The sequence below is a fragment of the Paenarthrobacter ureafaciens genome, from assembly GCF_004028095.1.
GTDB lineage: Bacteria > Actinomycetota > Actinomycetes > Actinomycetales > Micrococcaceae > Arthrobacter > Arthrobacter ureafaciens.
This window is the reverse complement of the sequence record NZ_SBHM01000007.1, coordinates 2,470,260-2,496,348: the sequence shown is the minus strand read 5'-3', so window position 1 is coordinate 2,496,348 and position 26,089 is coordinate 2,470,260. Positions and strand designations below refer to the sequence as shown.

Annotated in this window: 24 protein-coding genes; 12 read left to right on the top strand and 12 right to left on the bottom strand. The window is 63.5% G+C overall.

Going from position 1 to position 26,089, the window contains the following annotated elements; translation table 11 throughout:
* The first annotated feature begins 25 nt into the window (after positions 1-25).
* The 3 genes from mmsA to AUR_RS15865 all read left to right on the top strand — a co-directional run bounded on the left by mmsA (position 26) and on the right by AUR_RS15865 (position 4,071).
* Positions 26-1,585 carry a multiple monosaccharide ABC transporter ATP-binding protein gene (mmsA, locus tag AUR_RS15875; protein WP_062095644.1) on the top strand — a complete coding sequence of 520 codons (1,560 nt, stop codon included), beginning with the start codon at positions 26-28 and terminating at the stop codon, positions 1,583-1,585.
* Positions 1,586-1,632: 47 nt separating this feature from the next.
* Positions 1,633-2,904, top strand: a complete 1,272-nt coding sequence (gene mmsB / locus AUR_RS15870; RefSeq protein WP_021474119.1) for a multiple monosaccharide ABC transporter permease — start codon at positions 1,633-1,635, stop codon at positions 2,902-2,904.
* A gap of 69 nt (positions 2,905-2,973) precedes the next feature.
* Complete coding sequence (locus AUR_RS15865; protein WP_043427207.1) at positions 2,974-4,071, top strand: substrate-binding domain-containing protein; 1,098 nt, start codon at positions 2,974-2,976, stop codon at positions 4,069-4,071.
* A 96-nt stretch (positions 4,072-4,167) separates the two neighbouring features.
* Here the strand turns inward: AUR_RS15865 and AUR_RS15860 are convergent, their stop codons facing one another.
* From AUR_RS15860 to AUR_RS15850, 3 genes are read right to left on the bottom strand one after another with little or no spacing between them, the layout of a single operon-like run.
* Entirely contained in the window at positions 4,168-5,349 is a 1,182-nt protein-coding gene (locus AUR_RS15860; protein ID WP_062095642.1) for an ABC transporter permease, read from the bottom strand.
* Entirely contained in the window at positions 5,346-6,074 is a 729-nt protein-coding gene (locus AUR_RS15855) for an ABC transporter ATP-binding protein (RefSeq protein WP_062095639.1), read from the bottom strand. Before AUR_RS15855 ends, AUR_RS15860 begins: the two co-directional genes overlap by 4 nt.
* A gap of 2 nt (positions 6,075-6,076) precedes the next feature.
* The gene (locus tag AUR_RS15850; protein ID WP_062095638.1) at positions 6,077-7,162 is read right to left on the bottom strand and encodes a permuted SH3 domain-containing protein; all 1,086 of its coding nucleotides are present in this window, start codon (positions 7,160-7,162) and stop codon (positions 6,077-6,079) included.
* Between the two features lie 196 nt (positions 7,163-7,358).
* Here AUR_RS15850 and AUR_RS15845 point away from each other — a divergent pair, with 196 nt between their 5' ends.
* Complete coding sequence (locus AUR_RS15845) at positions 7,359-8,429, top strand: Gfo/Idh/MocA family protein (protein WP_062095636.1); 1,071 nt, start codon at positions 7,359-7,361, stop codon at positions 8,427-8,429.
* A gap of 157 nt (positions 8,430-8,586) precedes the next feature.
* Here AUR_RS15845 and AUR_RS15840 read toward each other — a convergent pair whose 3' ends face one another.
* Positions 8,587-9,021: a DoxX family protein gene (locus AUR_RS15840; protein ID WP_062095634.1), complete on the bottom strand. Its 435-nt coding sequence runs from the start codon at positions 9,019-9,021 to the stop codon at positions 8,587-8,589.
* 223 nt (positions 9,022-9,244) lie between these two features.
* On the opposite strand from AUR_RS15840, the gene AUR_RS15835 reads away from it, so the two are divergent.
* On the top strand, positions 9,245-10,354 hold the full coding sequence (locus tag AUR_RS15835; protein WP_062095632.1) for an FAD-dependent oxidoreductase: 1,110 nt from the start codon (positions 9,245-9,247) through the stop codon (positions 10,352-10,354).
* A gap of 71 nt (positions 10,355-10,425) precedes the next feature.
* On the opposite strand, the gene AUR_RS15830 is transcribed toward AUR_RS15835, so the two are convergent.
* Positions 10,426-12,645, bottom strand: coding sequence for an NADP-dependent isocitrate dehydrogenase (locus AUR_RS15830; RefSeq protein ID WP_062095630.1), 2,220 nt, complete (start codon positions 12,643-12,645; stop codon positions 10,426-10,428).
* 345 nt (positions 12,646-12,990) lie between these two features.
* Between AUR_RS15830 and AUR_RS15825 the strand changes: the two genes are divergently transcribed.
* The gene (locus AUR_RS15825) at positions 12,991-13,989 is read left to right on the top strand and encodes a trypsin-like serine peptidase (RefSeq protein WP_062095628.1); all 999 of its coding nucleotides are present in this window, start codon (positions 12,991-12,993) and stop codon (positions 13,987-13,989) included.
* A 137-nt stretch (positions 13,990-14,126) separates the two neighbouring features.
* Here AUR_RS15825 and purH read toward each other — a convergent pair whose 3' ends face one another.
* Positions 14,127-15,797 carry a bifunctional phosphoribosylaminoimidazolecarboxamide formyltransferase/IMP cyclohydrolase gene (gene purH, locus AUR_RS15820; RefSeq protein WP_062095626.1) on the bottom strand — a complete coding sequence of 557 codons (1,671 nt, stop codon included), beginning with the start codon at positions 15,795-15,797 and terminating at the stop codon, positions 14,127-14,129.
* Positions 15,798-15,939: 142 nt separating this feature from the next.
* Between purH and AUR_RS15815 the strand changes: the two genes are divergently transcribed.
* From AUR_RS15815 to AUR_RS15805, 3 genes are read left to right on the top strand one after another with little or no spacing between them, the layout of a single operon-like run.
* The gene (locus tag AUR_RS15815; protein ID WP_062095624.1) at positions 15,940-16,887 is read left to right on the top strand and encodes an N-acetylglucosamine kinase; all 948 of its coding nucleotides are present in this window, start codon (positions 15,940-15,942) and stop codon (positions 16,885-16,887) included.
* Positions 16,862-17,812, top strand: coding sequence for an N-acetylmuramic acid 6-phosphate etherase (murQ, locus tag AUR_RS15810; protein WP_062095622.1), 951 nt, complete (start codon positions 16,862-16,864; stop codon positions 17,810-17,812). Before AUR_RS15815 ends, murQ begins: the two co-directional genes overlap by 26 nt.
* Positions 17,813-17,849: 37 nt before the next feature.
* Positions 17,850-19,202 carry an MFS transporter gene (locus AUR_RS15805; RefSeq protein WP_021474106.1) on the top strand — a complete coding sequence of 451 codons (1,353 nt, stop codon included), beginning with the start codon at positions 17,850-17,852 and terminating at the stop codon, positions 19,200-19,202.
* A gap of 81 nt (positions 19,203-19,283) precedes the next feature.
* Here the strand turns inward: AUR_RS15805 and AUR_RS15800 are convergent, their stop codons facing one another.
* Both AUR_RS15800 and purN read right to left on the bottom strand, forming a co-directional pair.
* Complete coding sequence (locus AUR_RS15800) at positions 19,284-19,985, bottom strand: endonuclease domain-containing protein (RefSeq protein ID WP_031217080.1); 702 nt, start codon at positions 19,983-19,985, stop codon at positions 19,284-19,286.
* Positions 19,986-20,105: 120 nt separating this feature from the next.
* On the bottom strand, positions 20,106-20,681 hold the full coding sequence (gene purN, locus AUR_RS15795; RefSeq protein WP_062095620.1) for a phosphoribosylglycinamide formyltransferase: 576 nt from the start codon (positions 20,679-20,681) through the stop codon (positions 20,106-20,108).
* Positions 20,682-20,692: 11 nt separating this feature from the next.
* Here purN and AUR_RS15790 point away from each other — a divergent pair, with 11 nt between their 5' ends.
* Positions 20,693-21,142: a hypothetical protein gene (locus AUR_RS15790; protein ID WP_031217079.1), complete on the top strand. Its 450-nt coding sequence runs from the start codon at positions 20,693-20,695 to the stop codon at positions 21,140-21,142.
* Between the two features lie 30 nt (positions 21,143-21,172).
* On the opposite strand, the gene AUR_RS15785 is transcribed toward AUR_RS15790, so the two are convergent.
* The 4 genes from AUR_RS15785 to AUR_RS15770 form a co-directional block, all read right to left on the bottom strand.
* Positions 21,173-22,504: a cell division protein PerM gene (locus tag AUR_RS15785; RefSeq protein WP_062095618.1), complete on the bottom strand. Its 1,332-nt coding sequence runs from the start codon at positions 22,502-22,504 to the stop codon at positions 21,173-21,175.
* 494 nt (positions 22,505-22,998) lie between these two features.
* The gene (locus AUR_RS15780; RefSeq protein WP_062095616.1) at positions 22,999-23,376 is read right to left on the bottom strand and encodes a hypothetical protein; all 378 of its coding nucleotides are present in this window, start codon (positions 23,374-23,376) and stop codon (positions 22,999-23,001) included.
* A complete protein-coding gene (locus AUR_RS15775; protein WP_241650941.1) occupies positions 23,373-23,813 on the bottom strand; it encodes a J domain-containing protein in 441 nt (146 codons plus the stop codon). The genes AUR_RS15780 and AUR_RS15775 overlap by 4 nt, the downstream gene beginning before the upstream one ends.
* Before the next feature lie 232 nt (positions 23,814-24,045).
* The gene (locus tag AUR_RS15770) at positions 24,046-24,471 is read right to left on the bottom strand and encodes an Hsp20/alpha crystallin family protein (protein WP_062095613.1); all 426 of its coding nucleotides are present in this window, start codon (positions 24,469-24,471) and stop codon (positions 24,046-24,048) included.
* Between the two features lie 144 nt (positions 24,472-24,615).
* Between AUR_RS15770 and AUR_RS15765 the strand changes: the two genes are divergently transcribed.
* On the top strand, positions 24,616-25,059 hold the full coding sequence (locus AUR_RS15765) for a MerR family transcriptional regulator (protein WP_241650940.1): 444 nt from the start codon (positions 24,616-24,618) through the stop codon (positions 25,057-25,059).
* Between the two features lie 123 nt (positions 25,060-25,182).
* Positions 25,183-26,076 carry a hypothetical protein gene (locus AUR_RS15760; RefSeq protein ID WP_241650939.1) on the top strand — a complete coding sequence of 298 codons (894 nt, stop codon included), beginning with the start codon at positions 25,183-25,185 and terminating at the stop codon, positions 26,074-26,076.
* The last annotated feature ends 13 nt before the right edge of the window (positions 26,077-26,089 follow it).

Genomic DNA, 26,089 nt, shown 5'->3' with positions numbered 1-26,089 from the left:
TCAGACATTGGAGGCGCAAGGGCTGATGACAACCCTCGACACGCAAGGTGATCCCATCCTTTTGGAGATGCGCTCGATCACGAAGGAATTCCCCGGCGTGAAGGCCTTGTCGAACGTGAGCCTGCGGGTGAAAGCCGGTGAGATCCACGCAATCTGTGGAGAAAACGGTGCAGGCAAGTCGACCCTCATGAAGGTCCTGTCAGGTGTTTACCCCTACGGCAGCTACACCGGGGACATTGTTTACCAAGCCGAAGTCCAGCAGTTCAAGGACATCCGGGCAAGCGAAGCCGCCGGCATCGTGATCATCCACCAAGAGCTGGCACTGATCCCGGAACTCTCCATCATGGAGAACATCTTCCTCGGCAACGAGCCCACCAAGTGGGGCGTCATCGACTGGGCCGAGGCCCGGCGTCGTTCCGTAGAACTCCTGGCCCGCGTAGGCCTGCGCGAAGACCCGGATACCCCCATCAAGGAAATCGGCGTCGGCAAGCAGCAGCTGGTGGAAATCGCCAAGGCACTGAACAAGTCCGTGAAGCTCCTGATCCTCGATGAGCCCACGGCCGCGCTGAACGAATCCGATTCGCAGCACCTGCTGGACCTGATCCTCGGCCTCAAGGGCCGCGGCATCACGTCCATCATCATTTCCCACAAGCTCAACGAGATCGAGCAGATCGCCGACGAGATCACGATCATCCGCGACGGCAAGTCCATCGAGACCCTCAACGTCAAGCGCGACGGCGTGGATGAAGACCGGATCATCAAGGGCATGGTGGGACGCACCCTGGAATCCCGCTTCCCGGACCACGAACCGAAGATCGGCGAGGTCTTCTTCGAGGTCAAGAACTGGACGGTTGGCCACCCGATCATCCAGGACAGGCTCATCTGCAAGGGTTCCAACTTCTTTGTACGCCGCGGCGAGATCGTCGGCTTCGCCGGTCTGATGGGCGCAGGACGCACCGAGCTTGCACGGTCGCTCTTCGGCCACTCCTACGGAAAGTTCATCTCCGGCGAGGTCTACAAGGACGGCAAGCGGGTCAACCTCCGCACGGTCAAGGCAGCGATCGACGCCGGCCTCGGCTACGTGACCGAAGACCGCAAGTCCCTGGGCCTGAACCTGCTCGATGACATCAAGACCACCACCGTCGCTGCGGCACTGGACAAGATCAGCAAGTACTCAGTGGTGGACACCCGCAAGGAATTCCAGGTCGCAGAGGAATACCGGAAGTCCCTTCGGACCAAGACTCCCTCCGTGGAAGAGGGCGTGGCAAAGCTCTCCGGCGGAAACCAGCAGAAAGTAGTGCTGGCCAAATGGATGTTCACCGATCCCGATCTGCTGATCCTTGACGAACCGACCCGAGGCATCGACGTCGGCGCCAAGTACGAGATCTACGGCATCATCCAGCGCCTGGCAGATCAGGGCAAGGGAGTAATCGTCATTTCCTCGGAGCTCCCCGAGCTCCTGGGCCTCTCCGACCGGATCTACACCATCTTTGAAGGCGCCATCACAGGTGTCCTTAATAAGGACGAAGCCAGCCAGGAAAGCCTGATGAAGCTCATGACGTCCAACCGCAAGACCGCAGCCTGACCCCCAGTCGCCCCGAAACGCCCCTTCCTGACTCAAGGACCAAAACAATGAACGCGCTCAAGAAGCTATTTGGTGGCAATACCCGCCAGTTCGGCATGATTTTCGCCCTGGTGGCACTCATCATCTTCTTCCAGATCTTTACCGAGGGCCGCACTCTGACCCCCGGCAACGTGATCAACCTGTTCAACGGCAACTCCTACATCCTGATCCTGGCCATCGGCATGGTGCTGGTCATCATTGCCGGCCACATCGACCTTTCGGTAGGTTCGGTGGCCGCGTTCGTCGGTGTTTCCGTGGCCCTCGCCATCCGTGACTGGGGAATCCCTTGGTACATGGGCGTGCTTTTCGGACTCGCGCTGGGAGCCCTGATCGGTGCCTGGCAAGGTTTCTGGACAGCCTACGTAGGCATCCCGGCCTTCATCGTGACGCTGGCAGGCATGCTCCTGTTCCGTGGTTTCAACCAGTTCGTCGGCAAGTCCAACACCATCCCGGTTCCCAACGACTTCCAGTACCTCGGCTCCGGCTACCTCCCGGAAATCGGTCCTGACACAGGATTCAACAACCTGACCCTCCTGATCGGCCTCGTTGCCGCCGCGTTCGTCGTCGTCATGTCCCTGCGGGCCCGGGCTGCCAGCAAAGCCCTGGGCGCCGACGTTCCCGAACTGTGGGTCGAGGTCACCAAGCTGGTCCTGATCTGCGGTGCCATCCTCTACGCCACGTACCTGTTCGCAACCGGCCGTCCCGGAACCTCCTTCCCCATCCCCGGCCTGATCCTCGCCGTCCTGGTCCTCATCTACGGCTTCATTGCGGACAAGACCGTCATCGGCCGCCACGTCTACGCCGTGGGTGGCAACCGCCACGCAGCTGAACTGTCCGGCGTCCAGTCCAAGAAGGTCAACTTCCTGGTCATGCTCAACATGTCCGTCCTGGCCGGGCTTGCAGGCATGATCTTCGTCGGCCGCTCCACCGCTTCGGGTCCGTTCGACGGCGTCGGCTGGGAACTCGATGCAATCGCGGCCGTCTTCATCGGTGGCGCAGCCGTCACCGGTGGTGTGGGTACCGTGATCGGCTCGATCGTCGGTGGCCTCGTCATGGCTGTCCTGAACAACGGCCTGCAGTTGCTGGGTGTCGGCGCCGACCTCACCCAGATCATCAAGGGCCTGGTGCTCCTGGCAGCAGTCGCCTTCGACGTCTACAACAAGTCCCAGGGCAAGCGCTCCATCACGGGCATGTTGATGAAGAACTTCCAGCGCAACAACAACGACATCAAGCCGGACGAGACCACCTCCACCAAGGAAGTCATCTCCAAGGAAGCCTGAGCTTCATACACGAACTTCATTACCCAGAAGACTCGCTCCACCCCACCAAAACAGAAAGTGAACCAAGATATGCGAATGTTTGGTAAAGCAGGAAAGGCAGCAGCAGTCGCTGCCATCGCGGCACTGGCGCTGACAGCCTGCGGCCGCTCCGACAGCGGCTCAAGCAGCAGCACAGCTGGCGGGGAAGCGTTCCCCAAGGACTCGCTGATCGGCGTCGCACTTCCGCAGAAGACCAGTGAGAACTGGGTCCTCGCGGAGAAGCTGTTCAACGATGGCCTCAACGAAGCCGGCTTCAAGCCGGACGTTCAGTTCGCCAACGGCGGCGTTTCCGAGCAGCAGAACCAGATCAGCGCCATGGTCACCAAGGGTGCCAAGGTGATCGTTGTGGGTGCCATCGACGGCGCCCAGCTGGGTACCCAGCTCAAGCAGGCCAAGGATGCCGGCGCAACCGTCATCGCCTACGACCGTCTGCTCCTCAATACCGAGAACGTGGACTACTACGTGGCCTACGACAACTTCAAGGTTGGCGAGCTGCAGGGACAGGCACTGCTGGACGGACTGAAGGCCAAGAAGCCCTCCGGCCCGTACAACATCGAACTGTTTGCCGGTTCTCCTGACGATGCCAACGCCAAGGTCTTCTTCGACGGCGCCATGAGCGTCCTGAAGCCGAAGATCGACGACGGCACCCTCAAGGTACTCTCGGGCCAAACCGCTTTCGAGCAGGCTGTTACCCAGGGTTGGAAGGCTGAAAACGCCCAGCGTCGCGCCGACACCCTGCTGACCGGCAGCTACGGCTCCGCTTCGCTCGACGGTGTTCTCTCCCCGAACGACACCCTGGCCCGCGCAGTCCTGACCTCCGTCAAGGCTGCCGGCAAGCCGCTCCCCGTTGTGACCGGCCAGGACTCCGAGGTTGAGTCCGTCAAGTCGATCATGGCCGGCGAGCAGTACTCCACCATCAACAAGGACACCCGCAAGCTGGTTGAGCACGCCATCACCATGGTGAAGGACCTGCAGGCCGGCAAGGAACTGGAGATCAACGACAAGGATTCGTACAAGAACGGCGTCAAGACCGTTCCGGCGTACCTCCTGCCTCCGCAGATCGTTACTGCTGAGAACGTCAAGACGGCTTACGTCGACGATCCGGTACTCGGCCCGATCACCAAGTAGTCGCGTTACCCCTTAGCAAGGAGCCCCGGCCCGCCAGAACAGGCGGACCGGGGCTTTTGCGTTCCGCGGTTTTGGGGTTCGCCGCCGTTGAAGAGGTCAGAACCGGATCGCATCAATGACTTTGACCCGCACTGCCACGAGTGCAGGAATCGCTCCGGCGAGCGCTCCGACGAGGACGGCTGCACCGAACCCGAGCAGGGCGGCGTCGATCGGGAACGGCGGATACTCTGTCAGGCTCGGCGCCACCTTCGACTGGATCCAGGGATTCTTCACCACGGCAACTGCCACCATGACCCCCAGCAGTCCGGCGCAGGCAGTGGCCACCACGGACTCCATCATGACCCCGAAGAAGATCCGACCGGAGGTAGCACCGAAACTCCGGCGGATGCCGATCTCCCGGACCCTGTAGCGCACGGTGACCATGGAGATGTTGAGCATACCCACGGCACCGAGGAGGAGAACCAGTCCAGCGACGCCGACGATCACCAGTTGGGCCGGCCCGAGCGGATCCCCGTGCGCCGCATAGTCCATGCGGTTGGCCTGCGCGGAGAACCCCGGAAACTGACTCTGGAGATCGGCGGTGATGGCGGCCGTCAGGGCCTCAGCCTGCTCCTCCCCCACCCAGATCTTGAATTCGGACATCTCCGACCTCATGCCCGCCATGGCCGCGCCTTCGGTGAGAATGAACGCGGCCGGCGGCGTATCGGGCCACACGTCGGGAACGACGCCGATGATCACCACGGTTGCCGGGTGATCACCCGGGACGGTAACCGTGGGGTTGTTGGACAGGTTGGGCCTGCCAGCCCTGTTATAGAAGGCTTCGGAGACCACGACGGCGGGCGCCAACCTCCGGTGGTCATCGGAGGCAAACCACGTTCCTTGCGTCAAGGGAACACGGTGGATCACGCCATATCCGACGTCCACGATGGTTGTGTCCACCTTCGTGACGCCACGCGGAAGCTGGAACTCGGCCTGCGTGCGCCCCACATGGGTGGATGTGGTGATCCCATAGCGTTGCTGGACGCCCTGATAGGCCTTTTCCAGGGTGGCCGGGTCCGGAGAGGAAGGCCCGTACACACCGAGGGATAACGTTGCCACCCGGCCGCCGTTCCGTTCGGATTGCTCTTTGTAGCCTTCCCTGGCCAGGTTTCCGACCCCCACCACGGACGTCAAGGCAGCAACGGACAATGCCACGCCCAGCAGGGCCAGAAGTATGCGCACCTTGTTGATGCGCAGTTCCTGCCATGCCTCTACCAACGATGACACGAAGCCGATCATACTGGCGCTCCTGCTTCTTCAAGGCTCATAGGACCCAGGACACCGGAATCGAGCCGATAGCAGGCGCGGGCGAGCGCAGCCACGTTGACGTCGTGTGTGATCGTCACAAGGGCGGCGGCAGTTTCAGTGGCCACTGTATCCAGAAGGGCCATAACGGATTGTCCGGTTTCGACGTCGAGAGCGCCGGTTGGTTCGTCCGCGAGAATGAGACGTGGCCCGCGGACCAGGGCACGTGCGATGGCCACGCGCTGTTGTTCACCACCGGAGAGCATGTTCGGCATAGTGTGGGCGCGGTCGGCCAAACCAACCCGGTCCAGCATGTTCATGGCGAGCTCCCTGCGACGCCAGAATTCCCTGCCCTTGGCGTAGAGCAGCGGCGTGATGACGTTGTCCAAGGCGCTGCGTCCAGGCAAGAGGTTGAACTGCTGAAACACAAACCCCACCGTTGAGCCGCGTAACCGGGCCCGGGCGTTACTGCCGAGCCGCTCCGCGGGCTGCCCAAGGAACTCCAGCTCGCCGGATGTTGGAACGTCCAGGAGACCGAGGAGATTGAGCAAGGTTGATTTGCCGCAGCCGGACCTTCCAACGATTGCTGTGTGGTCGCCGCTGAGCACCTCCAGGTCAATGCCTCGAAGGATGTGGAGATGCTGGGCATCGGGCAGCGTCACAGAGCGTGTCACCGCGCGGAGGCTGACCAGGGTTTCGCTAGGGCTTAGTGACGTCATGACTAGCCCGCCGGAATGTAAGTGCCTTGGGCAGGTCCCATCATCGGGTCTTGCGCAGCCGGAGCACCCGGAACGAACTCAAGGACCTGCTCGCCCTCCGACAAGCCGGACACCACCTCAACAGCGGAGCCATCGTTCAAGCCGAGCTGCACCTGGCGCTGCTCCGGTGCTCCTCCGCTTGAACCCGCGATCCAGACAACACCGTCCTTTACGCTGCCCTTCACCGAGGTCAACGGCACGGTGACAACATCCGTGGCTACTCCCGCGCTGACCGTCAAGGTGGCACCGAGGCCGGCGAACACCTGCTGGTCCGACGGCACGGCGCAACTTAACGTGCCCGTGGGGGTGCTGCCGCCGTCCTGCTGTCCCCCGCCGCCCCCTGGGCCAGCCATGGCAAATCCGACGCCCATGCCGGGACCCCCGCCCGAGCCGGACATGCCCACTGAGCCGCTTCCGCCGTCGTCGGATGCGTTGTTCTTGAGTGTCACCTCGCCGCACTGGAAGGGCGCCGGGCCTCCTACCAGTTCGATCTCCGCGGGACCGGGCTTGCCAAGCAGCCGATACTGCTGCGCGGCGGTGACGGATCCGGCAACAGTGTACGTGCCGGGGTCGATCTTTCCGACAGTCTCGCCGACACTGACTTGCTGGTCGATCAGCGTACTGAGTGACTGCAGCGTCCCGGTGCCGGGGGCCAGGACGTTGAAATAGTCATAGACCGGCTTCGGCGGTGTTCCGTCCTTGGACACTTGCGGGTTGGTCACGGCCCGTTCGGCCTTGACCTGGAACAGGGGGTCGCCTTGGGACACTGTGGCCCCCTGTTCAACGAAGACCTTATTGACGCTGCCGGCTGACGTACTGCGCACGGATTCCGCGGCATCGCTCTGCACCGTGCCTTTGATCTGCACTGTATTGGTGATCGTGGCCCGCGTGGCTGGAACGGTCGGAATGGCTACTTCCGCCAGTGGCGCCGGCTCTGAAGCTGTGGACTTAAGTCCGTCAATGAAAGCGATCTTGACCAATGCCACTGCGATGATGGCGAACACCAATAACCAGGCAACCGGCAAAATAACACGCCGAAAAACACCCATCCCTGCTCCGTTTCGGTAACTCCCCACAGAACCTCTGCGAGGGATGATTGCTCCAGCCTAAGCGAAGCCTTGGCCGCGCCTCGTCATCCGGAATGATGAACAGGATGCTTACCGTGTCGGGAGATTTGAAGCCTTTGGAACCCCGGACCCGCGAATTACCCCGGGACTGCTGGACAGCAGTGAGAGACTGTGAGGCATGACTCTCCCTATCGCCAAACCATGGCTGTCCACCCAGATCAACCAGGACCCCCGAGCTGCCACCGGGCGGCGCCTGCGGTGGGGCGTAGTGTCAACGGGGAACATCGCCGGCAGCGTCTCGCAGGACCTGTCGCTCCTTGAGGATGCCGAGCTCTACGCGGTCAGTTCCCGCACGCAGGAAGCGGCGGACGCCTTTGCCCAAACCGTCGGTTTCAGTAAAGGGTACGGAGACGACGGCGGGGTGCCCGGCTACCAGCGCATGTTCGACGATCCCGCCGTCGACGTCGTTTACGTCGCCACTCCCCATGCCCAACACTTCCACATAGCATCCGCCGCGTTGCGCGCCGGCAAGCATGTGCTGTGCGAGAAGGCCCTGACCATCAACGCCCGGGAAGCCACAGAGCTGGTCAGGCTGGCCAGGGAACAGAAGGTCTTCTTCATGGAGGCCGTATGGAGCCGCTTCCTTCCGAGCATGCAACGCGCTTTCGCTATTGCCGCCTCCGGAGAGATAGGTCAGGTCCAGTGGGTTTCGGCCGACCTCGGATTCCCTGCCCCGTACGACCCCACGGCCCGGCTTTGGGCCCTCAACGACGGCGGCGGCGCACTTTTGGATATCACCGTGTACCCGTTGCTGTGGGCCCTCGGCACACTGGGCTTTCCGCAGTCCGTGACCGCCATCGCATCATTGAACGAGGACGGAGTGGACAGCCAGAATGCACTTACCCTCGGCTACGACACCGGCGCGCAGGCCCAACTGACCTCGTCCCTGACGGCACACGGACCCCGCAACGCCACTGTCGCCGGCGGACTCGGTTATGTGCAGACGATCGGATCCGTGAACAACCCGCGTGAGCTGGTGGTTCGGGTGGGTTGGGACGAGCCACGCCATGAACGGTTCGACGTCGTTGGCATCGGTTACACCTACGAACTCCGGGAGGTGACCCGCTGCATCCAGCAGGGGCTGACCGAAAGCCCGACCATGCCATTTGAGGATTCCATCAACGTCATGCGGCTTTTCGACGGTGTTCGGTCCCAGTTGGGCATCCGGTACCCGAACGACGCCCGGTAGGCCGTCGGCGGGATGTGCCAGAGGAACCTCCCATATGCCTCGGGATGTGATAGAGGAACCGCCTGAAGGGGGCGGGATGTGATAGAGGAACGGGGGGTTTGTGCCGGGGCGCTGAAGGCGCGCTCCGCCGTCGTCGTCGTGCTTTAACCCAGGTGAGTTAACGGCGGACGGGTTGCTTCGCCAGCTTCCGGTCCAGGGACAGTGCGCCGGGGCCGAGAAAAATCAGGGACACTGCGATCGCGAAGTAGATGATCAGCAGCTCCGCGGTAACGCCCGACGCGTCGGTCAGCAGGGGCTTGCCCGCTTCCGTGACGAACCAGATAGAACCGATAAGGATGGCCGCGAGGAAGCCGGCCACCCGGGTCAATGCGCCCAGAACCAACAGCAACCCGAGGCCCAACTCGCCGGCTATCACCAGCCACGCAATGATGTCCGGCTTCTGCACGCCCATAGCGGCCACGGAGGCGGCGAACGCTGCGTGTCCCGCCATGAACTTTTGCACGCCGTGGACCAGCAGGAGTGCACCGAACGCGATGCGCAGGATGGTGATACCTCGGGAAGAGGACTTGGGAGACGGGTGAAGGAATTTCACGCATCCCAATCTTCCATGCCCAAGCGCGGCTCACCAAACCGGCCCAGCGCCGCCCCGCAACCCGCGCAACCCACCCAACCCGCTGCGCGCCCCACCCAAGTAGGTCGCAATTGTGCGCGTTTAGCGACGTCAAAACGCGCACAATTGCGACCTACTTGGGTGAGTGGGGGCAGAATGAGAGGTGGCCCCCGGATGCAGGAGCCGCGCGAGGAATGGAGCGGGTATGCAGGTTGATGTGGTGGTAGTCGGCGGCGGAGCCATGGGATCGGCTGCCGCATGGCAATTATCCCGGGCCGGCAAATCCGTGATCCTCCTGGAACAGTTCGAAGCCGGGCACCACATCGGTGCTTCCCACGGGGCCACCCGCAACTTCAACACCGCTTACGCGGAGGCCGATTACCTGGACCTCCTGGCGGAGTCCAAGATCCTTTGGGATGAGCTTGCGGCCGAACACGGCGCTCCGCTCCTGGACCTGGTGGGGCTGGCCAACCACGGCAACACCCCTAAGCTGCAGCAAATCCACGCGGCTCACCAGGAACGCGGAATCGAAAGCTACTTCATCTCCCCCACCGAGGCCGCCGACCGCTGGAAGGGCATGAACTTCGCCACGGACGTGCTCTTCGTCCCGGGTTCAGGCCGGGTCCGCTCAGCTGACGCGCTCAAAGCACTGCGGACATCCGCCGAATCCAAGGGCGCAGTCTTCAAATACTCGACGCCGGTCCGCGACATCCGCGTGGACGGTCCCGATTCGGTGGTGGTAGTGACGGAGGAAGAGGATTACACGGCCCGACGGGTCGTGATCACGGCAGGTGCCTGGACCGCCAAAGTGCTCGACGGACTGGCGGAACTGCCGGCTTTGGTGGTCACCCAGGAGCAGCCTGCGCACTTCACCCCGGTGGACAACACGTTGGTGTGGCCGAGCTTCAACCACAACCCGGACCCCGATCCAAACAACGAACTCTACGAATACTGGTACAGCCCCGTTTACGGCATGCTCACCCCTGGCGAGGGGGTCAAGGCGGGCTGGCACGGCGTGGGTCCCGTCATGGATCCCGACGAGCGCACGTTCCAGCCCATCCCCCAGCAGCTCGAAGCCTTGGTGCGCTACGCCGAAGAGTGGCTTCCCGGCGTCGACCCTTCCACGGCGGTTCCCATCAGCTGCACCTACACCACTACGCCCAACGAGGACTTCATCCTGGACCGGTTCGGCCCGCTGGTGGTGGGCGCGGGCTTCTCAGGCCACGGTTTCAAGTTCACCCCGGCGATCGGCCGGGTGCTGAAGGACATCGTCGACGGCGGCACGGCCCCCGCACGGTTCGCAGCGGACCGTTAAACGCAAACTGACTCGCAGTCGGGGTTGTTCTGAGTTCTCAAAACAACCGCAACTGCGAGTCAGTTGGGAGCTTACTTCAGGGTCGCGAGGACCTTGTTGAAGGTTGCCGACGGGCGCATGACCTCAGCGGCCTTGGCAGCGTCCGGACGGTAGTAACCGCCAAGATCGACGGCGGGGCCCTGGACTGCGTTCAGCTCGCCGACGATTGCGTCCTCGTTGGAGGTCAGTTCCTCGGCGATCGGTGCGAAGGCTGCTGCCAGCTCCGCGTCGGAGGACTGCTTCGCCAGTTCCTGCGCCCAGTACATGGCGAGGTAGAAGTGGCTTCCGCGGTTGTCCAGCTCGCCAACGCTGCGGCGCGGGGACTTGTTCTCCAGCAGGAACGTGCCGGTGGCTCGGTCGAGGGTGTCGGCCAGGACCTGGGCACGGGCGTTGCCGGTGGTGGTGGCAAGGTGCTCGAAGCTCACGGCCAGGGCGAGGAATTCACCCAGGCTGTCCCAGCGGAGGTGGTTTTCCTTGACCAGTTGCTGGACGTGCTTCGGGGCGGAGCCACCGGCACCGGTCTCGAACAGGCCGCCGCCGTTGATCAGCGGAACGATGGAGAGCATCTTGGCGCTGGTGCCGAGTTCGAGGATCGGGAACAGGTCCGTGAGGTAGTCGCGGAGCACGTTGCCGGTAACGGAGATGGTGTCCTGGCCCTTGCGGATGCGCTCCAAGGTGAAGGCGGTGGCCTCTTCCGGGGAGAGGATCTCGATCTGCAGGCCCTCGGTGTCGTGGTCCTTGAGGTACTCGTTGACCTTGGCGATCAGGTTGGCGTCGTGGGCGCGGCCCTTGTCCAGCCAGAAGACGGCCGGGGTCTCCGAAGCGCGGGCGCGGGTGACAGCCAGCTTGACCCAGTCACGGATCGGCACGTCCTTGGTCTGGCAAGCGCGCCAGATATCGCCCGGGGAAACCTGGTGTTCGATCAGTACGGTGCCTGCGCGGTTCACGAGCTGGACGGTTCCGGCTGCTTCGATCTCGAACGTCTTGTCGTGGCTACCGTATTCTTCAGCGGCCTGGGCCATGAGGCCGACGTTGGGGACGGTGCCCATGGTGGTGGGATCGAACGCACCGTTGGCGCGGCAGTCGTCAATAACAACCTGGTACACACCGGCGTAGGAGCTGTCCGGGAGGACTGCCAGTGTGTCGGCTTCCTTGCCGTCCGGGCCCCACATGTGGCCGGAGGAACGGATCATGGCGGGCATGGAAGCGTCCACGATGATGTCGGAAGGAACGTGCAGGCTGGTGATGCCCTTGTCCGAGTCGACCATTGCCAGGGCGGGACCTTCTTCGAGGCCCTTGGTGATGGCCGTCTTGACGCCTTCGCGGACATCCTCGGGCAGTTCGTCGAGACCATTGAGGATGGCGGCGAGGCCGTTGTTCGGGTTGATGCCTGCGGCAGCCAGCTGCTTGCCGTAGGTGTCGAACAGCTCAGAGAAGTAGGCCTTCACGACGTGGCCGAAAATGATGGGGTCGGAGACCTTCATCATGGTGGCCTTCAGGTGTGCGGAGAAGAGGATGCCCTCTTCCTTGGCACGGGCAACCTGGGCCTTGAGGAATTCGTCCAGGGCTTCGGCGCGGAGGACGGTACCGTCCACAACCTCGCCGGCCAGAACGGGGAAGTCCTTCTTGAGGACCTTGACGGAGCCGTCTTCACGGACCAGCTGGATGGAGAGGGCATCATCGGCTTCGATGACAACGGACTTCTCGTTGGAGCGGAAGTCGTTCTGGCCCATGGTGGCAACGTTGGTCTTGGAGTCCGCGGTCCAGGCGCCCATGGAGTGCGGGTTCTGGCGGGCGTAGTTCTTCACCGACAGCGGCGCGCGGCGGTCCGAGTTGCCCTCACGCAGGACCGGGTTCACGGCGGAGCCCTTGATCTTGTCGTACCGGGAACGGATGTCCGTCTCAGTGTCGGAAGAGGGGTTGTCCGGGTAGTCCGGGAGGGCGTAACCCTGGGCCTGGAGCTCGGCGATGGCGGCCTTGAGCTGCGGGACGGAAGCACTGATGTTGGGCAGCTTGATGATGTTGGCTTCCGGCTGCTTTGCCAGTTCGCCAAGTTCAGCCAGGGCATTGCCCGTGCGCTGCTCCTCAGTCAGGAAATCGCCGAATACGGCGATGATGCGGCCGGCCAGCGAGATATCGCGGGTCTCGACCTCCACACCTGCGGTCGAGGCATACGCTTCCACAATCGGCAGGAATGAGTAGGTAGCCAGCATCGGCGCTTCGTCTGTGTGGGTATAGATAATCTTGGCCATTGGCGGGGTTCTCCCTGAAAGTCTGCAGATTTCAACATCTCTAACTTACCCGAGCGCACCTGTTTGAGGGCCGTTCGTGTCCGGGATCACGCCTTGCGTTACCGCTTTCACAAGCACCTTGCCCGTGCCTCCGGACCGTCGAAAAGCGCGACGGCAGGCCTAACAACGGTGGCGACTCCCCGCCGTCGTACCTCCCCGCCAGCCGTCCCGGTCCAAGTGACAGCAAAATATCACAAAATCTGAAACATCTCTTTACAAAGTTGTCACACGGCGGGTAGCTTCGATTCCGTCAGTCGGCGGTCGCCATCACTGGCCGCCTCACTCGCTCGATTAGGTAGGAACAACGTGACAAAAACCAAGACCCTGGCCACAAGCCTTCTGAGTCTGTCCGCCGCCGCGATCCTCGCCCTGGTTGGAACAACCAGCGCAAACGCGGCCCCCGCGAAGGACACCGACTCGAACGGCGCTGCGGTCAGCCGCCACGTAGCCTCAGACAACGGCGCTGCAGACTACTGGACCCCGGAGCGGATGAAGTCCGCCAAGAGCGGCGATGTCCTCGCCAGCAAAGCCCTGCAGCGCAGCGGGCTCTTGAACCTCGGCAAGGCTCCGGTGGCCGAAGCTCCGGGCGCCGTCACCAGCATCGAAGGCCAGCAGGCCGCCGCCGACAAGAACATCAACCTCAAGGTCAACCAGTCCGAGACGCCGGTCAAGCACATCGGCAAGATCTTCTTCACCCTCGGCGGCTCCAACTACGTCTGCTCCGGCAACTCCGTCACGGCAGCGAACAAGAGCACCGTGTCCACCGCCGGCCACTGCGTCAACGAGGGGCCCGGAGCGTACGCCACCAACCTGGTCTTCGTTCCCGCCTACCTGAACGGCTCCGCACCGTACGGCAAGTGGACGGCGAAAGCCCTGTACTCCCCCACCCAGTGGGCGTCCAACGGCAACATGCAGTACGATACCGCCTTCGCAGTGGTGAACACGCTCAACGGCAAGAGGCTCGCCGACGTCGTGGGCTCCTCCGGTGTCCAGTTCAACGCCGCCCGCGGCCTGAGCTACAAGTCCTTCGGCTACCCGGCAGCTGCACCCTTCAATGGCGAATCCCTTAAGAGCTGCTCCGGCACCGCCACCAACGATCCTTACAACCCGCAGTTCCTCACCCAGGGCATCCCGTGCAACATGACCGGTGGATCCTCGGGCGGTCCGTGGTTCATCGGCAACAGCTCCAGCGGTTACCAGAACTCCGTGAACTCCTACGGCTACGGCAGCAACTCCAGCACCATGTACGGCCCGTACTGGGGCTCCGTGATCCAGTCCACCTACACGGCGGCTGCGGCTTCGTAACCGGTCCTTTGTAGCAGGCCCCTGTTAAGTACGACGGCGGCCGTCCCCTTTCGGGGGCGGCCGCCGTTGCGCTGTATGGGCCCACGCCGCCCGGGTTCCCTGGCCGAAGCGCAGCGAGGTCAGGGAGGCGGTGGGGATTAGTGGAAGAAGTGGCGTGCGCCGGTGAAGTACATCGTGATGCCTGCAGCGTTCGCGGCAGCGATGACTTCCTCGTCGCGGACCGATCCACCGGGCTGGACGACTGCGCGGACACCGGCGTCGATCAGGATCTGCAGTCCGTCAGCGAAGGGGAAGAAGGCATCCGAAGCTGCCACGGCACCGCGTGCCCGCTCAGGAGCGTTGGCACCGCTGGCGTTGGAGGCACCGCCGGCACCTTCGACGTCGGACTCCACCTGGACGCCCAGCGTGTTGGCGCGCTCCACAGCCAGTTTGCAGGAGTCGAGGCGGTTGACCTGTCCCATGCCGATGCCCACTGCTGCGCCGTTGTCCGCGAGCAGGATGGCGTTCGACTTGGCCGCCCGGCAGGCAGTCCACGCGAAAGCGAGGTCGGCGAGGGTCTTGTCGTCAGCGGCTTCGCCGGCGGCGAGGGTCCAGTTGGCGGGGTTGTCGCCGTCGGCGTCCACCTTGTCCGTCATCTGGACCAGGACGCCGCCGGAAACCTGGCGCATCTCGGAGGGGTAGCGGCCGTAGCCCTCGGGCAGAGCGAGGAGGCGGATGTTCTTCTTCTTGGAGAGGATCTCCACGGCTTCCGGTTCGAAATCCGGCGCAATGACCACCTCGGTGAAGATGTCCGCGACCGTGCGGGCCATGCCTGCAGTGACGGTGCGGTTCGCTGCGATGACGCCACCGAAAGCGGATACGGGATCGCAGGCGTGGGCCTTGGCGTGGGCGTCGGCGATCGGGTCGGCAGCATCAGCGGAGCCAACTGCAACACCGCACGGGTTGGCGTGCTTGATGATCGCTACGGCGGGCTCAGCGAAGTCGAAAGCAGCGCGCAGGGCGGCATCGGCGTCGACGAAGTTGTTGTAGCTCATGGCCTTGCCGTGGAGCTGGTCAGCCTGGGCGATGCCAGCCGGAGCGGCCTTGTCCACATAGAGGGCAGCCTGCTGATGCGGGTTTTCGCCGTAGCGGAGGACCTCGGAACGCTCCAAGGCCAGGCCGGCGTAGGCGGGCCAGTCAATGACGCCGTCGCCGTCTTCGTCCAGGAACTGGCTGGCAGTCCAGGAAGCAACAGCGTTGTCGTAGCTCGCAGTGTGGGCGAAGGCCTTCGCTGCCAGGCGGCGGCGGGTCTTGAGGTCGAATCCACCATGTGCGGCGGCTTCAACAACGGCACCGTAGAAGTTGGGGTCCGTGACGATGGCGACGGCGGCGTGGTTCTTTGCGGCCGAGCGCACCATGGCGGGGCCTCCGATGTCGATCTGCTCAACAACGTCGTCCTGTGCGGCGCCGGACTTCACGGTCTCGACGAACGGGTACAGGTTCACCACCACGAGGTCGAAGGTCTCGATTTCCATGGAGGTGAGGGTTTCCATGTGCGCCGGGACGCGGCGGTCGGCGAGGATGCCGCCGTGCACGCGCGGGTGCAGGGTCTTGACGCGGCCGTCCAGCATTTCCGGGGAGCCGGTGACTTCTTCGACTTCCTTCACCGGAATGCCGGCTGCGGCGATCTTCTTGGCCGTGGAGCCGGTGGACACGATCGCGACGCCGGCTGCGTGCAGGCCCTTTGCGAGCTCCTCCAGTCCCGTCTTGTCGTAAACCGAGATCAGTGCACGGCGGATGGGAACACGGTCAAGCTGCGTCAAGCTCACAAAAGTCTCCGTCTTAGGTCGCGTAGATAGCGCGGGTGGTGTCGCGTTGAGTGGGGATAGGGGCAGTTTATCGTGTTTCGATGGCGGCCTCATTTTGCGTCTCCGGCCCCACAAGGAGTGGCGTGCATCATAGGGTTGACCCATGGATGCCACGGACGTCGTTCTTGTTGCCGACATAGGGAAGAGCCGCTGCCGCGTTGAGCTTCGCGCCGGCGACGAATTGTTGGGCGCGGCAGACCAGCACGGATTCCCCGGAGTCCACGTCGCGAACGGTCCCACCTTGGCGTTCGACCTCGTCTTGGAGACCACCACCCTGCTCCCGCCCGGCCTGCCCATCAGCACCCTCACCGGCGTCGGAGCTGCCGTGGCCGGCGTCGAGGCTTCGGAGGCAAAGTCCCGGGAGCTGGCCACCATGTTGTCGCGGCATTTCGGTGTTCCTGCGGCGGTTCTCTCCGATGCCACTGCTGCCCATCTGGGCGCGTTGCAGGGCGGACCGGGCACCACGCTGATCGTGGGAACGGGTGCGGTGGCATTCCGCTTTGATGAGGCGGGCGTCCTGCACCGGGCCGACGGTTGGGGCCCGTACCTCGGCGATTTCGGCAGCGGACGCTGGATCGGCCAGCAAGGACTCCAGGCCGTTTTGTTGGCGTTGGACGGCGGCCCCGCCACTTCCCTCTCAGCGGCGGCGGGGGCACTCGTTGAATCCCCGACCATGCTGCCCGCCTGGTTGGCCGACATGGACAACCCCTACCGGGCGATGGCTCGCTTCGCACCTTTGGTGCTGCACGCAGCGGAGGCGGGTGACGCCGTCGCGCAGGGCATCGTCAGCGAGGCGTGCCGGGGCCTGACCCGCACCGTACTCCTGGCCGCCAGCGGCGATCCGAGCGGGACGCCGCGCGTGGCCATCCTGGGCGGCGTGGCCAACTCGGAGTTCTTCGAGGGACTCTTGCAGAAGTCCCTGGCTTCGGCTGGGATTGAAGTGGTGGCCCCGCTCGGGGACGGCCTGGACGGCGCCGCCCTCGCAGCGCAGCGCCGCGGGCTCCTCCAGGAAAGGTACATCCACCGTGACGGAACAAACTGGCCCGACTGACGCTGACAAACTCGCAGGTCTCCGCACCGAACTCTCCGGGCTCCAAACCGAGGCTGCAACGGACAGTCTCAAAGACCTGGACATCCTGGGCACGGACGAACTCGTCACTGCCATGCTCGCCCACAGCTCCGGCGTGCATGCCGCCGTTTCCGGGGCGAGTTCCGCGATCGCGCAAACCGTCGACGCCGTTGCGGAGCGACTCCAGCGCGGGGGGCGCCTTTTGTACGTGGGCGCCGGGACCGCTGGGCGCCTGGGCGTGCTGGACGCGAGCGAGTGCCCGCCGACGTTCGGCACCCCGCCGGGACTCGTCGTCGGGCTCATCGCGGGAGGCCCTGAGGCGATCCGGAAACCCGTGGAGTACGCCGAGGACAACGCCACCGCTGGCGCGCGGGACCTGCACCATATCAACGTGACGGAAGCGGACGCCGTCGTGGGTATTACCGCCTCCGGGAGGACGCCCTACGTGATCGGCGCGTTGGAGGAGGCGCGGAAAAGGGGTGCCTTCACGGCGTCGCTGGCCTGCAACAAGGGCTCGGCGGTGAGTCATCTGGCCGACGTGGCGATCGAGGTGCCCGTGGGGCCGGAGTTCATCGCGGGTTCCACCAGGCTCAATTCCGGGACGGCCCAGAAGCTGGTCTTGAACATGATCAGCACGTTGGTCATGGTGAAACTCGGCAAGACCTACGGGAACCTGATGGTCGATCTTCGCGCGACCAACCACAAGTTGCAGGCCCGCTCGCAGCGGACCGTGCAGCACGCCACCGGTGTCTCCGCCTCGGAAGCTGCGACGGCGTTGGACTCGGTTGGGGGTTCGGTGAAGGCCGCGATTCTGGTGTTGCTGACCGGGATGGATCCTGCCGACGCAAAGCCCGCGCTGGAGGAAGCCGGCGGTTTCCTGCGGAGGGCCATCGAAACCCGAAAGTAATGGTGCTGAGGGCCTAAAGTTGCATGCAGGAGGCCTCATGAATACGTACACGACCGTGCCCAGCGGCGAACAAGTGGTGCAGGAACTGCCTTGGCGGTGGAAGGTCCAGGGCAAGATCTTCCTCATTGGCGGCCTCGGCTTCATGTTCGACGCCTGGGATGTGACGCTCAACGGCATCCTCATTCCCCTGCTGTCCAAACATTGGTCCCTGCAACCGGCCGACGCCGCGTGGATCGGCACCTCGAACCTGATCGGCATGGCCGTGGGCGCGTTCGCGTGGGGCACCATTGCGGACACGATCGGCCGGAAGAAGGCCTTCACCGCCACGCTCCTGATCTTCAGCCTCTTCACGGTGCTGGGTGCCTTGGCGCCGGACATCGTGTGGTTCTGCATTTTCCGGTTCATGGCCGGTTTCGGCTTGGGCGGCTGCATCCCGGTGGACTATGCCCTGGTTGGGGAATTCACACCCCGAAAACAGCGGGGCAAAGTCCTCACGGCCATGGACGGTTGGTGGCCCGTGGGCGCGGCCCTGTGCGGATTCGTCTCCGCCGGCCTTGTGGCTTTGTACGGCGATTGGCGCCTGACGATGGTTGTCATGGTGATCCCTGCCCTGCTGGTGTTCTGGGTGCGGCGGTCAGTTCCCGAATCTCCCCTGTTCCTGATCCGGAAGGGTCGTCGCGTTGAAGCGGCTGCGGTGATCGACGGCCTCGTGGAAGCAACCGGCGCCACGCCGCGTGCCTACAGCCTGCCCGAACCAAAGGATGCGCCGCGCCTCTCCCCCGGCAGCGCGTGGCTCCAGCTCCGAAACATTTGGACATTCAACTGGAAGATCACCACTGCGGCCTGGGCGCTGTTCTTCTCCGTGCTGTTGGTCTACTACCTGTCCCTCACGTGGATGCCCCGAATCCTCATTGGCGCCGGGTTCGAGGAGTACAAGGCCTTCGTGACCACGGCGGGGATGGCCGCCGTCGGGCTTTTGGGCGTTATTGTCGCAGCGCTCCTGGTGGAGCGCGTGGGGCGCAAGTGGATCCTGGCCATCACTGGTCCGCTGTCCGCAGTGACGCTGGTGATCGTGGCGTTCGTGGTGGATGTGCCTTCGGCCGCGGTGGCCTGGCTGCTGGTGTTCGGGTTCGTGGTCCAGGTGGCCATTCCCGTCCTGTACGCCTACGTGTCCGAGCTGTATCCCACCGAGCTCCGTGGTTCCGGCTTCGGCTGGGCGTCGACGTTCTCCCGGATCGGCGCCGGCTTCGGGCCCCTAGTGTTTGCCTCCTACTTCTGGCCGGAGTTCGGCTTGGCGACGTCTTTCGCCCTCGCTGGCGGGCTTGTCCTGCTGTCCGTGTTGTGGATGGCGTTCTTCGCCCCGGAGACGAAGCAGCGCGAGCTATCGTAACTGCGCTCTCCCCCTCCCTCCCTTCCCAACTAGGTCGCATTTGTGCGCGTTTAGAGCTCTCTAAACGCGCACTGCTGCGACCTAGATGGGTGACCAGCCGTGTTGCTCGAGCGCGCGCCTGACCTTCCGAACAGCGGTTGTCGCGTCAGTGGTCATGTGGCGCTTTGAGATGCGGACGAGGATCCACCCTGCTCGGGCGAAGTCTTCCTGCTTCTCGATATCCCGCACGATTTGTTCCGGCTCGGAATGGCCTTCCCCCTCATAGTCGACTGCCACGCGCCACTCGCGGAAACTCAGGTCCGGTTGACGTTCGACGCCTGGACTCAGTTCCGTGCGCACGTTGGCTTCCGCTGTGGGCAGCCCAGCCCGCCCCAGGGCCAGCCTCAGTCGCGTTTCCGGCGCGGAGTCGGCACCGATGGTGATTTCGTCGTCGAAGAACTGGCCCCGATGCCCCACAACACCTCGACGGCGAGGGATCGCCATCGGCTCCGGTCGGGAGATGTGGATGACAGGCTCATTGCTGCCCGGCAGGAAGCCCGGGAACTCCCACAGCAGGAAGGCCGTGGCGTGTGAAGCTGCGGAGAATGCCGTGACCTGGGTGAGGGGCCGGGCCATGTCTGCCAACGAGTGGTCGGCTCCGGATCCGGGCACTCGAACCGCCCTGCTGGGTGAGGCCAGGCTGTGGTGACTGAGCCGCCGTCGTGATACTCCCGCCCGGGCGGCTTCTTGCCACGTGAACGGTGTTGATGACAGCGGATCGGGCAGGGCACTTGGTGTCTTCATGCCCCATGCTGACAAATATCAGAGTGCCGCCGCCCGGTTATCCACAGCCCGTGGCCCTTAGGCGAAATGTAGGTCGCAGCACAGCGCGTTCTGGGCGTTCAAAACGCGCACAAATGCGACCTAGTTGGGGGAAGGGGCGGCGGCCAGGTCTGCGAGGGTCTGGACCAGGAGGCGGCGTTCCACTACCTTGATGCGTTCGTGCAGGGTTTCCTCGGTGTCATCCGTCTGGATCACCACGGCTTCCTGGGCAATGATCGGGCCCGTATCCACCCCGGCGTCGGCCCAGTGCACAGTGCAGCCCGTGACCTTCACGCCGTAAGCCATGGCGTCGCGGACCCCGTGGGCGCCCGGGAAGGACGGCAGCAGCGCGGGGTGGGTGTTGACGTATTTGCCGTCGAAGGCGTCGATGAAGTCGGCACTCACAATGCGCATGAAGCCCGAGGACACCACGACGTCCGGTTTGTAGGAAAGGACCTTGTCGCGCAGGGCGGCGTCCCACTCCTCGCGGGTTTCGAAGGAATTGAAGTTCACCACGAACGTCTCGATCCCGGCCTCGTCGGAGCGTTCCACGCCGTAGGTGTCCGGACGGTCAGCGCCGACGGCAGCGATCTCCACGTCCAGTTCACCCGACTTCACGGCGTCGATGACAGCCTGGAGGTTGGAGCCAGTACCGGACACGAGGACAACAATGCGCATTGCACTAGCTTATGGGCGGCTCGCGTAGGCTGGAAAACATGAATCCCGACGTCGGTCCCCGGCCGAGCCCGCAGCCCGGCCCCGAGGCGCAAAAGTCCGCACTTGGCGTGACGCAGATCCTGTTCCGCGCGTTCCTGTTGTCGGCCCTGGGATCGTTCTTTGTGTTCTCGCTGAACGTCAATTACGTGTGGCTCAGTGCCATCCTGACCCTCGCCGGCATTGTCCTGGGGATCGTCGTCCTGGTCCGTGCCGTGAAGTACAAGCATTCCAAGTTGGTGTTGTTCGGGACCATTTCCGGGTTGGTTGTCTCGGCGATCATGTGCCTGCTGATCCTGACTACTGCCCTGTTCTTCAAGCACGTCACAACGTACCAGGACTGCACGCGGTCGGCGCTGACGGAGACCGCGAAGTCGCAGTGCTTGTCCGAGTTGGAAAAGTCGATGCCGGGCGCGTTGCGCTAGCTTCCATCCGCTGAGCGGACGCCGGGCGGCTTAGGCGTGTTCGTCGTCGAGCGCTGGCTCGTCCAGGTTCGCTTCGCGAAGCTTCTGGCTGCGTTCCAGCCACGGCCCCACTGCGTAGCCGATCACGACGCCGATGCCCACCTCGGCTGCCACCCAGACTGCCGTCCACAGCGGGTTGGGGCCAATTTCCGTGAGCCGGCCAATCCCGGCCGAGCCGCGGGCGATCCACGCCAGCGCACCGCTGAGCGCCCCCGCAACTACGCCGATGAACGCACCAAGGAACAGGGTTGAAGCGGCGGCCGTGAACCACCGGGCTTTGATCTTGATGGACAGCCACTCGTCAAAGTGGTTCTCGCCCTCACGGAGGAACCACCAGCCGGCCAGGATGCCGGCCACCACGGGGAGGGCGAGGGCCATGCCGCCGAGGTCGAGCTGGCCCGCGGGAAGCGCACCGAAGATGGGTACAGCAGGCAGGGGTCCGACGGCGGATCCCAAAGGTCCGACGGTGGAGCCCACGCCGAGCGAGAAGCCTGCGCCGGAGGACCATGCGAGGGTGAAGATCACCAGGTTCGGCAGGAACCCGAGCTGCGCAATGGTCAATACGGCGCCGCCCAGGGCACCGGCTTTCAGTCCTTCATAAACGGCGATGATGTCCGTCCAATGCCACACGATGTCCACGGCAAGGAGCAGGGCTGCCAAGGAGACAGCGGCCATGGTGGCCACGAACCCGGCCTTCAACGCAGAGCCGACGTACGACCCTGCCCAGCGTGAATGCTGGCTGGTCTTGGCCAGCCACGCGACGGCGTCGACGCCGATGAGGCGGCTCCACGAACCGGCCTCACGCCGGGCGCCGAGCACCATGCCCAGGCCGAAGGAAATCAACGGGATGGTCATCGCCAACCACAGGTTGATGACCACGTCCGGGGTGCGGCACACGAAGCCCGTTGCGGTCCCGAAGGCGGCATAAACCACGGACGCGCCAAGGAACGCCTGCCAGAGCTGGTCGGTGTAGGAGGCGCGGGCAAGCCTGCGGCCGGCACGCCATGCCAGAAGAAAAGGAATGAGCGTCAACCCGAGCGGGATCAGGGACAGCATTCCCGAACCCGGCTGGGCCGCAGTCCCAAGGTTCACCTGCGCCAGATGCAGCGGAACCCCGTGGATCAGGAGCCAGGCTTGCCCGGCCAGGCGAGCCAAAGCATCGACGTTCCGGTTCTGGAATCCGTCCGTGGCCCACACTCCCACCAAGGGAAGCACCACAACGATGGCCGAGAGGATTGCTGCCTGCCCCGCTTCCAGACCACCCTGCAGCCAAAGAGGCATCGGGAGGCCACGGTTTCCGGTCTGATCAGCGCGCAGTTTCATCGTGATCTATCGTGCCACGGGGCTCCCCGCTCCCCCGGCAGGCACTCGGCGGAACCCCCATTTTCCGTGCAATTTGGGCATCAAGGCCGTAAAATTGGAAAAGGCGTCACAGACTTCAGAAGGCCCGGAAAAAGTCGGAGCCGGGAACTAGGAGCGGCCAATGAATAAGTGTCACAACTGATAACAGAACGTCGTACTAGCAGCTGGTGCAACCACCTACGGATACTCTCCAGGTTGCACCAGCCTTCTTTTTGGCTTCTTACCCTCGCCGCGAGGGGTTAGATCTCGGCACTTAGACGGGCGCTAAGCCCCGAGAACTCACCCCTCGGTGAGCAAAGTACGACGGCGGCGACCTGGTTCCGGCGCCACGGCACCCCACCTTCCCCGAGGGGTTAGATCTCGCCACTTAGACGGGCGCTAAGCCCCGAGAACTCACCCCTCGGTGAGCAAAGCACGACGGCGGCGAACTGGTTCCGGCGCCACGGCACCGAGCGTCACGGCTGGGGTCCGTAGATGAACTCCTTCGCGTGGTTCACTGCCTTCTTGAACGCATCGTTTCGCAGCGAGACCTGCTCCCGTGAAGCGCCGGCAACCGGCTCAACGAACGTGGTGGGCCCGGGGCGGAGGATCCAGATGTCCCCGGAGGGCGGCAAATAGAAGACTCCGAACGAACGGTGTTGGGGGTCGTCCGTCCAGATGGGGACCACGGCCACCGCGGCTCCCGTGTCCACGTTGATCCATTGCGCACGTGGCATGGGTTGCTCGTGGACCTCGGGATCCAGGAAGGGTGCCGTCCCTTTCCCCCAGCGTTGCTCGAAGCGCTCGTAGAACGCTGGGATCAGGTGGCTGTCGTACGAACGCCAAGCACTCATGTGCGTCTCCTTGGTGTTGAATGGCCGCGAAGGGGTGCCCATCGGGTGGGGCCGAAGATCAGGGGCTCGCTGCGATCGGGGCCACTTGCAGGCGGAGCATGCCTGGCGCCCTCCCCCGCCGCGTCCGGTTCCTTTGCCGCCGTCGTGCGGTGAATCCGTACCTTGACCGGCGTTCCGGCGCCGATGCCGGGCGACCCGGAACGTGCGCGGTCGTACTCGTGCTTCCGTGTTGCGTCCGACAACACGACGTATGCCTGCATGATGGCGTGCAGGCGGTGGAGGTCGGACGCCTCGGATGCACCGCCGTCGTGGTCCGCCTGCCGGGTGTCCGGGTGGTGCCGGCGCAGCAGTGAGCGGTAAGCATGGGTGATCTCGCGCGCCGTCGCGGTTGGCGCGACACCGAGGATCGCGTAGTAGTCAGGTTGGCTGTTCCCCAAGGCCGGTTCCATGAAGTTGCTGTGGACTGGGCGATGGCCCCCGGGCGAACTTCGCAGTTCGGACGGGGGCCATCTTTTCGGGAGGCAACGTCGGGGGCCGCGTTTCCTCTGCGCAACAAGCGCTATGGCGTGGCGCGAAGCCTGCGCCCATTCTTCCGATGCGGCCGGTCTGATGCTCCCGCATGAGCGCTCCGCCGGTGACACCCCGGGCATCCCGGCGGAGCAGGCTCGACTATGCGTTGATCTCTTGGCGCTGCTGTCCGTTGGCCGTGATCTCGATGCGCCGCGGCTTAGCCTTCTCGGCCACAGGGATACGGAGCGTCAGGACGCCGGCGTCGTAGCTGGCCTTGACGCCGTCGGTGTCCAGGGTGTCGCCGAGAATGAGCTGCCTGCTGAAGACGCCTTGGGGGCGTTCAGCCGCAAGCATCTCGGTATCCTCGCCGGCGAGTGACTTCCGCTCGGCCTTGACGGTCAGGACGTTGCGTTCGACGTCCAGCTCAATCGACTCGGGGCTTACACCTGGCAGGTCGAGAGCGACGATGAATTCTTCACCCTCTTGCCATGCATCCATTGGCATGCCGGCCGGGCGTGCTGTTGTGCCAAAAACCTGTTGTGCGAGCCTGTCGAATTCGCGGAACGGGTCAGTGCGCATCAGCATTGTGGTTCTCACTCCTTCAGATCTTGATGCGATTCTGTTGTGTTTCCAACCCTTCCAGATCTGTGGTGGTTGGTATAGATTTTTTATAGCACCGGCATGAGAGTGGTGCAAGTGGTTTTTGAAGAGATTTTTGGGAGAGGTTACGTGGCTGGTTTACAGGGGCCTTCGGGGGAGTACGACGGCGGTGGGCCGGCTACCGGGGGCACTTCGGGCGGGGATTCCGCACCGGACGGCAGCCCGGGTTCGCGGGACGACCAGGGTGTCTATGCCATCTCCGTAGCGGCCGAGTTGGTGGGCACAGGGCATCAGAACCTGCGGCTGTATGAGCGCAAGGGCCTTCTCACGCCGGAACGGACCGACGGCGGCACCCGGCGCTACAGCGAACGGAACCTGAAGACGCTGCGGCGGATCGGGGCGCTCCTTGATGAGGGACTGAACCTGGCCGGCGTGAAGCTGGTGCTGGAACTCGAGGAAGAGAACCGCGGATTGGTGGAAGACAACCGTGGGCTCTCGGAAGACAACCGCGAGCTGCGGGCTGACAACAAAGGGCTGCGTGCGGATCTAAAGAAGGCGCGCGGCGGGGACTAAATGCGCTGGAGTCCAGTCAGTACCACAAAAGAATAAACTCTCCGGGGTGTCATAAATGTGCCGGGATGTTGGGGCTTCGTGTCTAAAAACCCTGGAAACGTTGTGCTCTGTCATAGTTATGCCATGACAACTCCAGAGCTCCCGGGGGACGGCGCTCAGCATCCCTCGCCCCACCCTTATCAACCGCCCTATCAGCAGGCCGGTAACGCCCCTGCATATACAATGCCGGCGCCGCCTGTTGCACCAAAAAAGCAACTCAATGTTCTTGGACTGATCGCACTCATAACCGCAGTGCTGGGATTCATCTTTGCGTGTGTTCCTGGCGCTCTTATAATCGGCTGGGTCCTGCTTCCCATCGCCTTCATCCTGGCTATCGTCTCCCTTTTCCTCAAAGACAAAGCCAAATGGATGGGAATCGCGGCCCTCATCACCTCCGTTGTGGGCACCATCGTAGGGTTCATCGTCTTCACCGCAGTGGTCGCTACCTCCTTTGACAACGCCTTCGGCAGCGGAGATACCACTGTGGTGGCGCCTTCCAACGAGGCGGGAGCCACCACAGGCGCTCAAACCAACACAAACGCCGGTGCTGGAACCCGAGAGAATCCATACCCAATCGGCTCGGTCATCGAGTCTGACGAATGGCGCGTGGTAGTCAACTCGGTGACGCTCGCCGCTACCGACGCCGTGGTAGCTGCTAACTCGTTCAACGACCCGCCCGCTGCGGGGTCGGAGTATATTCTGGTTAATTACTCCGTCACTTATAAAGGGGACGACCCTAACGGCCAGACCCCCATGTTCGTCTCAGTTGATTACGTAACCGCAGATGGCACAACGGTGGACGGGACCAAGAAGATGGTCGTGGCACCCGATTCCATCAACAACTTGAGCACGCTGTACAAGGGTGGCACAGCCACTGGTAACGATGCCTTTGAAGTTCCGAGCGCGACAGCCGGAGACGGCGTTCTTGCAATTCGAGCAGGCATGTTAAGCGACAAGGTATTCGTAGCCGTTAAGTAGGCTCCCTCAGCAA

What these genes read in the sequence shown, in the direction of transcription:
- mmsA (WP_062095644.1), top strand. Translation starts at nt 26, where the DNA reads ATGACAACCCTCGACACGCAAGGTGATCCCATCCTTTTGGAGATGCGC.
- mmsB (WP_021474119.1), top strand. Translation starts at nt 1,633, where the DNA reads ATGAACGCGCTCAAGAAGCTATTTGGTGGCAATACCCGCCAGTTCGGC.
- AUR_RS15865 (WP_043427207.1), top strand. Translation starts at nt 2,974, where the DNA reads ATGCGAATGTTTGGTAAAGCAGGAAAGGCAGCAGCAGTCGCTGCCATC.
- AUR_RS15860 (WP_062095642.1), bottom strand. Translation starts at nt 5,349, where the DNA reads ATGATCGGCTTCGTGTCATCGTTGGTAGAGGCATGGCAGGAACTGCGC.
- AUR_RS15855 (WP_062095639.1), bottom strand. Translation starts at nt 6,074, where the DNA reads ATGACGTCACTAAGCCCTAGCGAAACCCTGGTCAGCCTCCGCGCGGTG.
- AUR_RS15850 (WP_062095638.1), bottom strand. Translation starts at nt 7,162, where the DNA reads ATGGGTGTTTTTCGGCGTGTTATTTTGCCGGTTGCCTGGTTATTGGTG.
- AUR_RS15845 (WP_062095636.1), top strand. Translation starts at nt 7,359, where the DNA reads ATGACTCTCCCTATCGCCAAACCATGGCTGTCCACCCAGATCAACCAG.
- AUR_RS15835 (WP_062095632.1), top strand. Translation starts at nt 9,245, where the DNA reads ATGCAGGTTGATGTGGTGGTAGTCGGCGGCGGAGCCATGGGATCGGCT.
- AUR_RS15830 (WP_062095630.1), bottom strand. Translation starts at nt 12,645, where the DNA reads ATGGCCAAGATTATCTATACCCACACAGACGAAGCGCCGATGCTGGCT.
- AUR_RS15815 (WP_062095624.1), top strand. Translation starts at nt 15,940, where the DNA reads ATGGATGCCACGGACGTCGTTCTTGTTGCCGACATAGGGAAGAGCCGC.
- AUR_RS15805 (WP_021474106.1), top strand. Translation starts at nt 17,850, where the DNA reads ATGAATACGTACACGACCGTGCCCAGCGGCGAACAAGTGGTGCAGGAA.
- AUR_RS15800 (WP_031217080.1), bottom strand. Translation starts at nt 19,985, where the DNA reads ATGAAGACACCAAGTGCCCTGCCCGATCCGCTGTCATCAACACCGTTC.
- purN (WP_062095620.1), bottom strand. Translation starts at nt 20,681, where the DNA reads ATGCGCATTGTTGTCCTCGTGTCCGGTACTGGCTCCAACCTCCAGGCT.
- AUR_RS15790 (WP_031217079.1), top strand. Translation starts at nt 20,693, where the DNA reads ATGGGCGGCTCGCGTAGGCTGGAAAACATGAATCCCGACGTCGGTCCC.
- AUR_RS15785 (WP_062095618.1), bottom strand. Translation starts at nt 22,504, where the DNA reads ATGAAACTGCGCGCTGATCAGACCGGAAACCGTGGCCTCCCGATGCCT.
- AUR_RS15780 (WP_062095616.1), bottom strand. Translation starts at nt 23,376, where the DNA reads ATGAGTGCTTGGCGTTCGTACGACAGCCACCTGATCCCAGCGTTCTAC.
- AUR_RS15770 (WP_062095613.1), bottom strand. Translation starts at nt 24,471, where the DNA reads ATGCTGATGCGCACTGACCCGTTCCGCGAATTCGACAGGCTCGCACAA.
- AUR_RS15760 (WP_241650939.1), top strand. Translation starts at nt 25,183, where the DNA reads ATGACAACTCCAGAGCTCCCGGGGGACGGCGCTCAGCATCCCTCGCCC.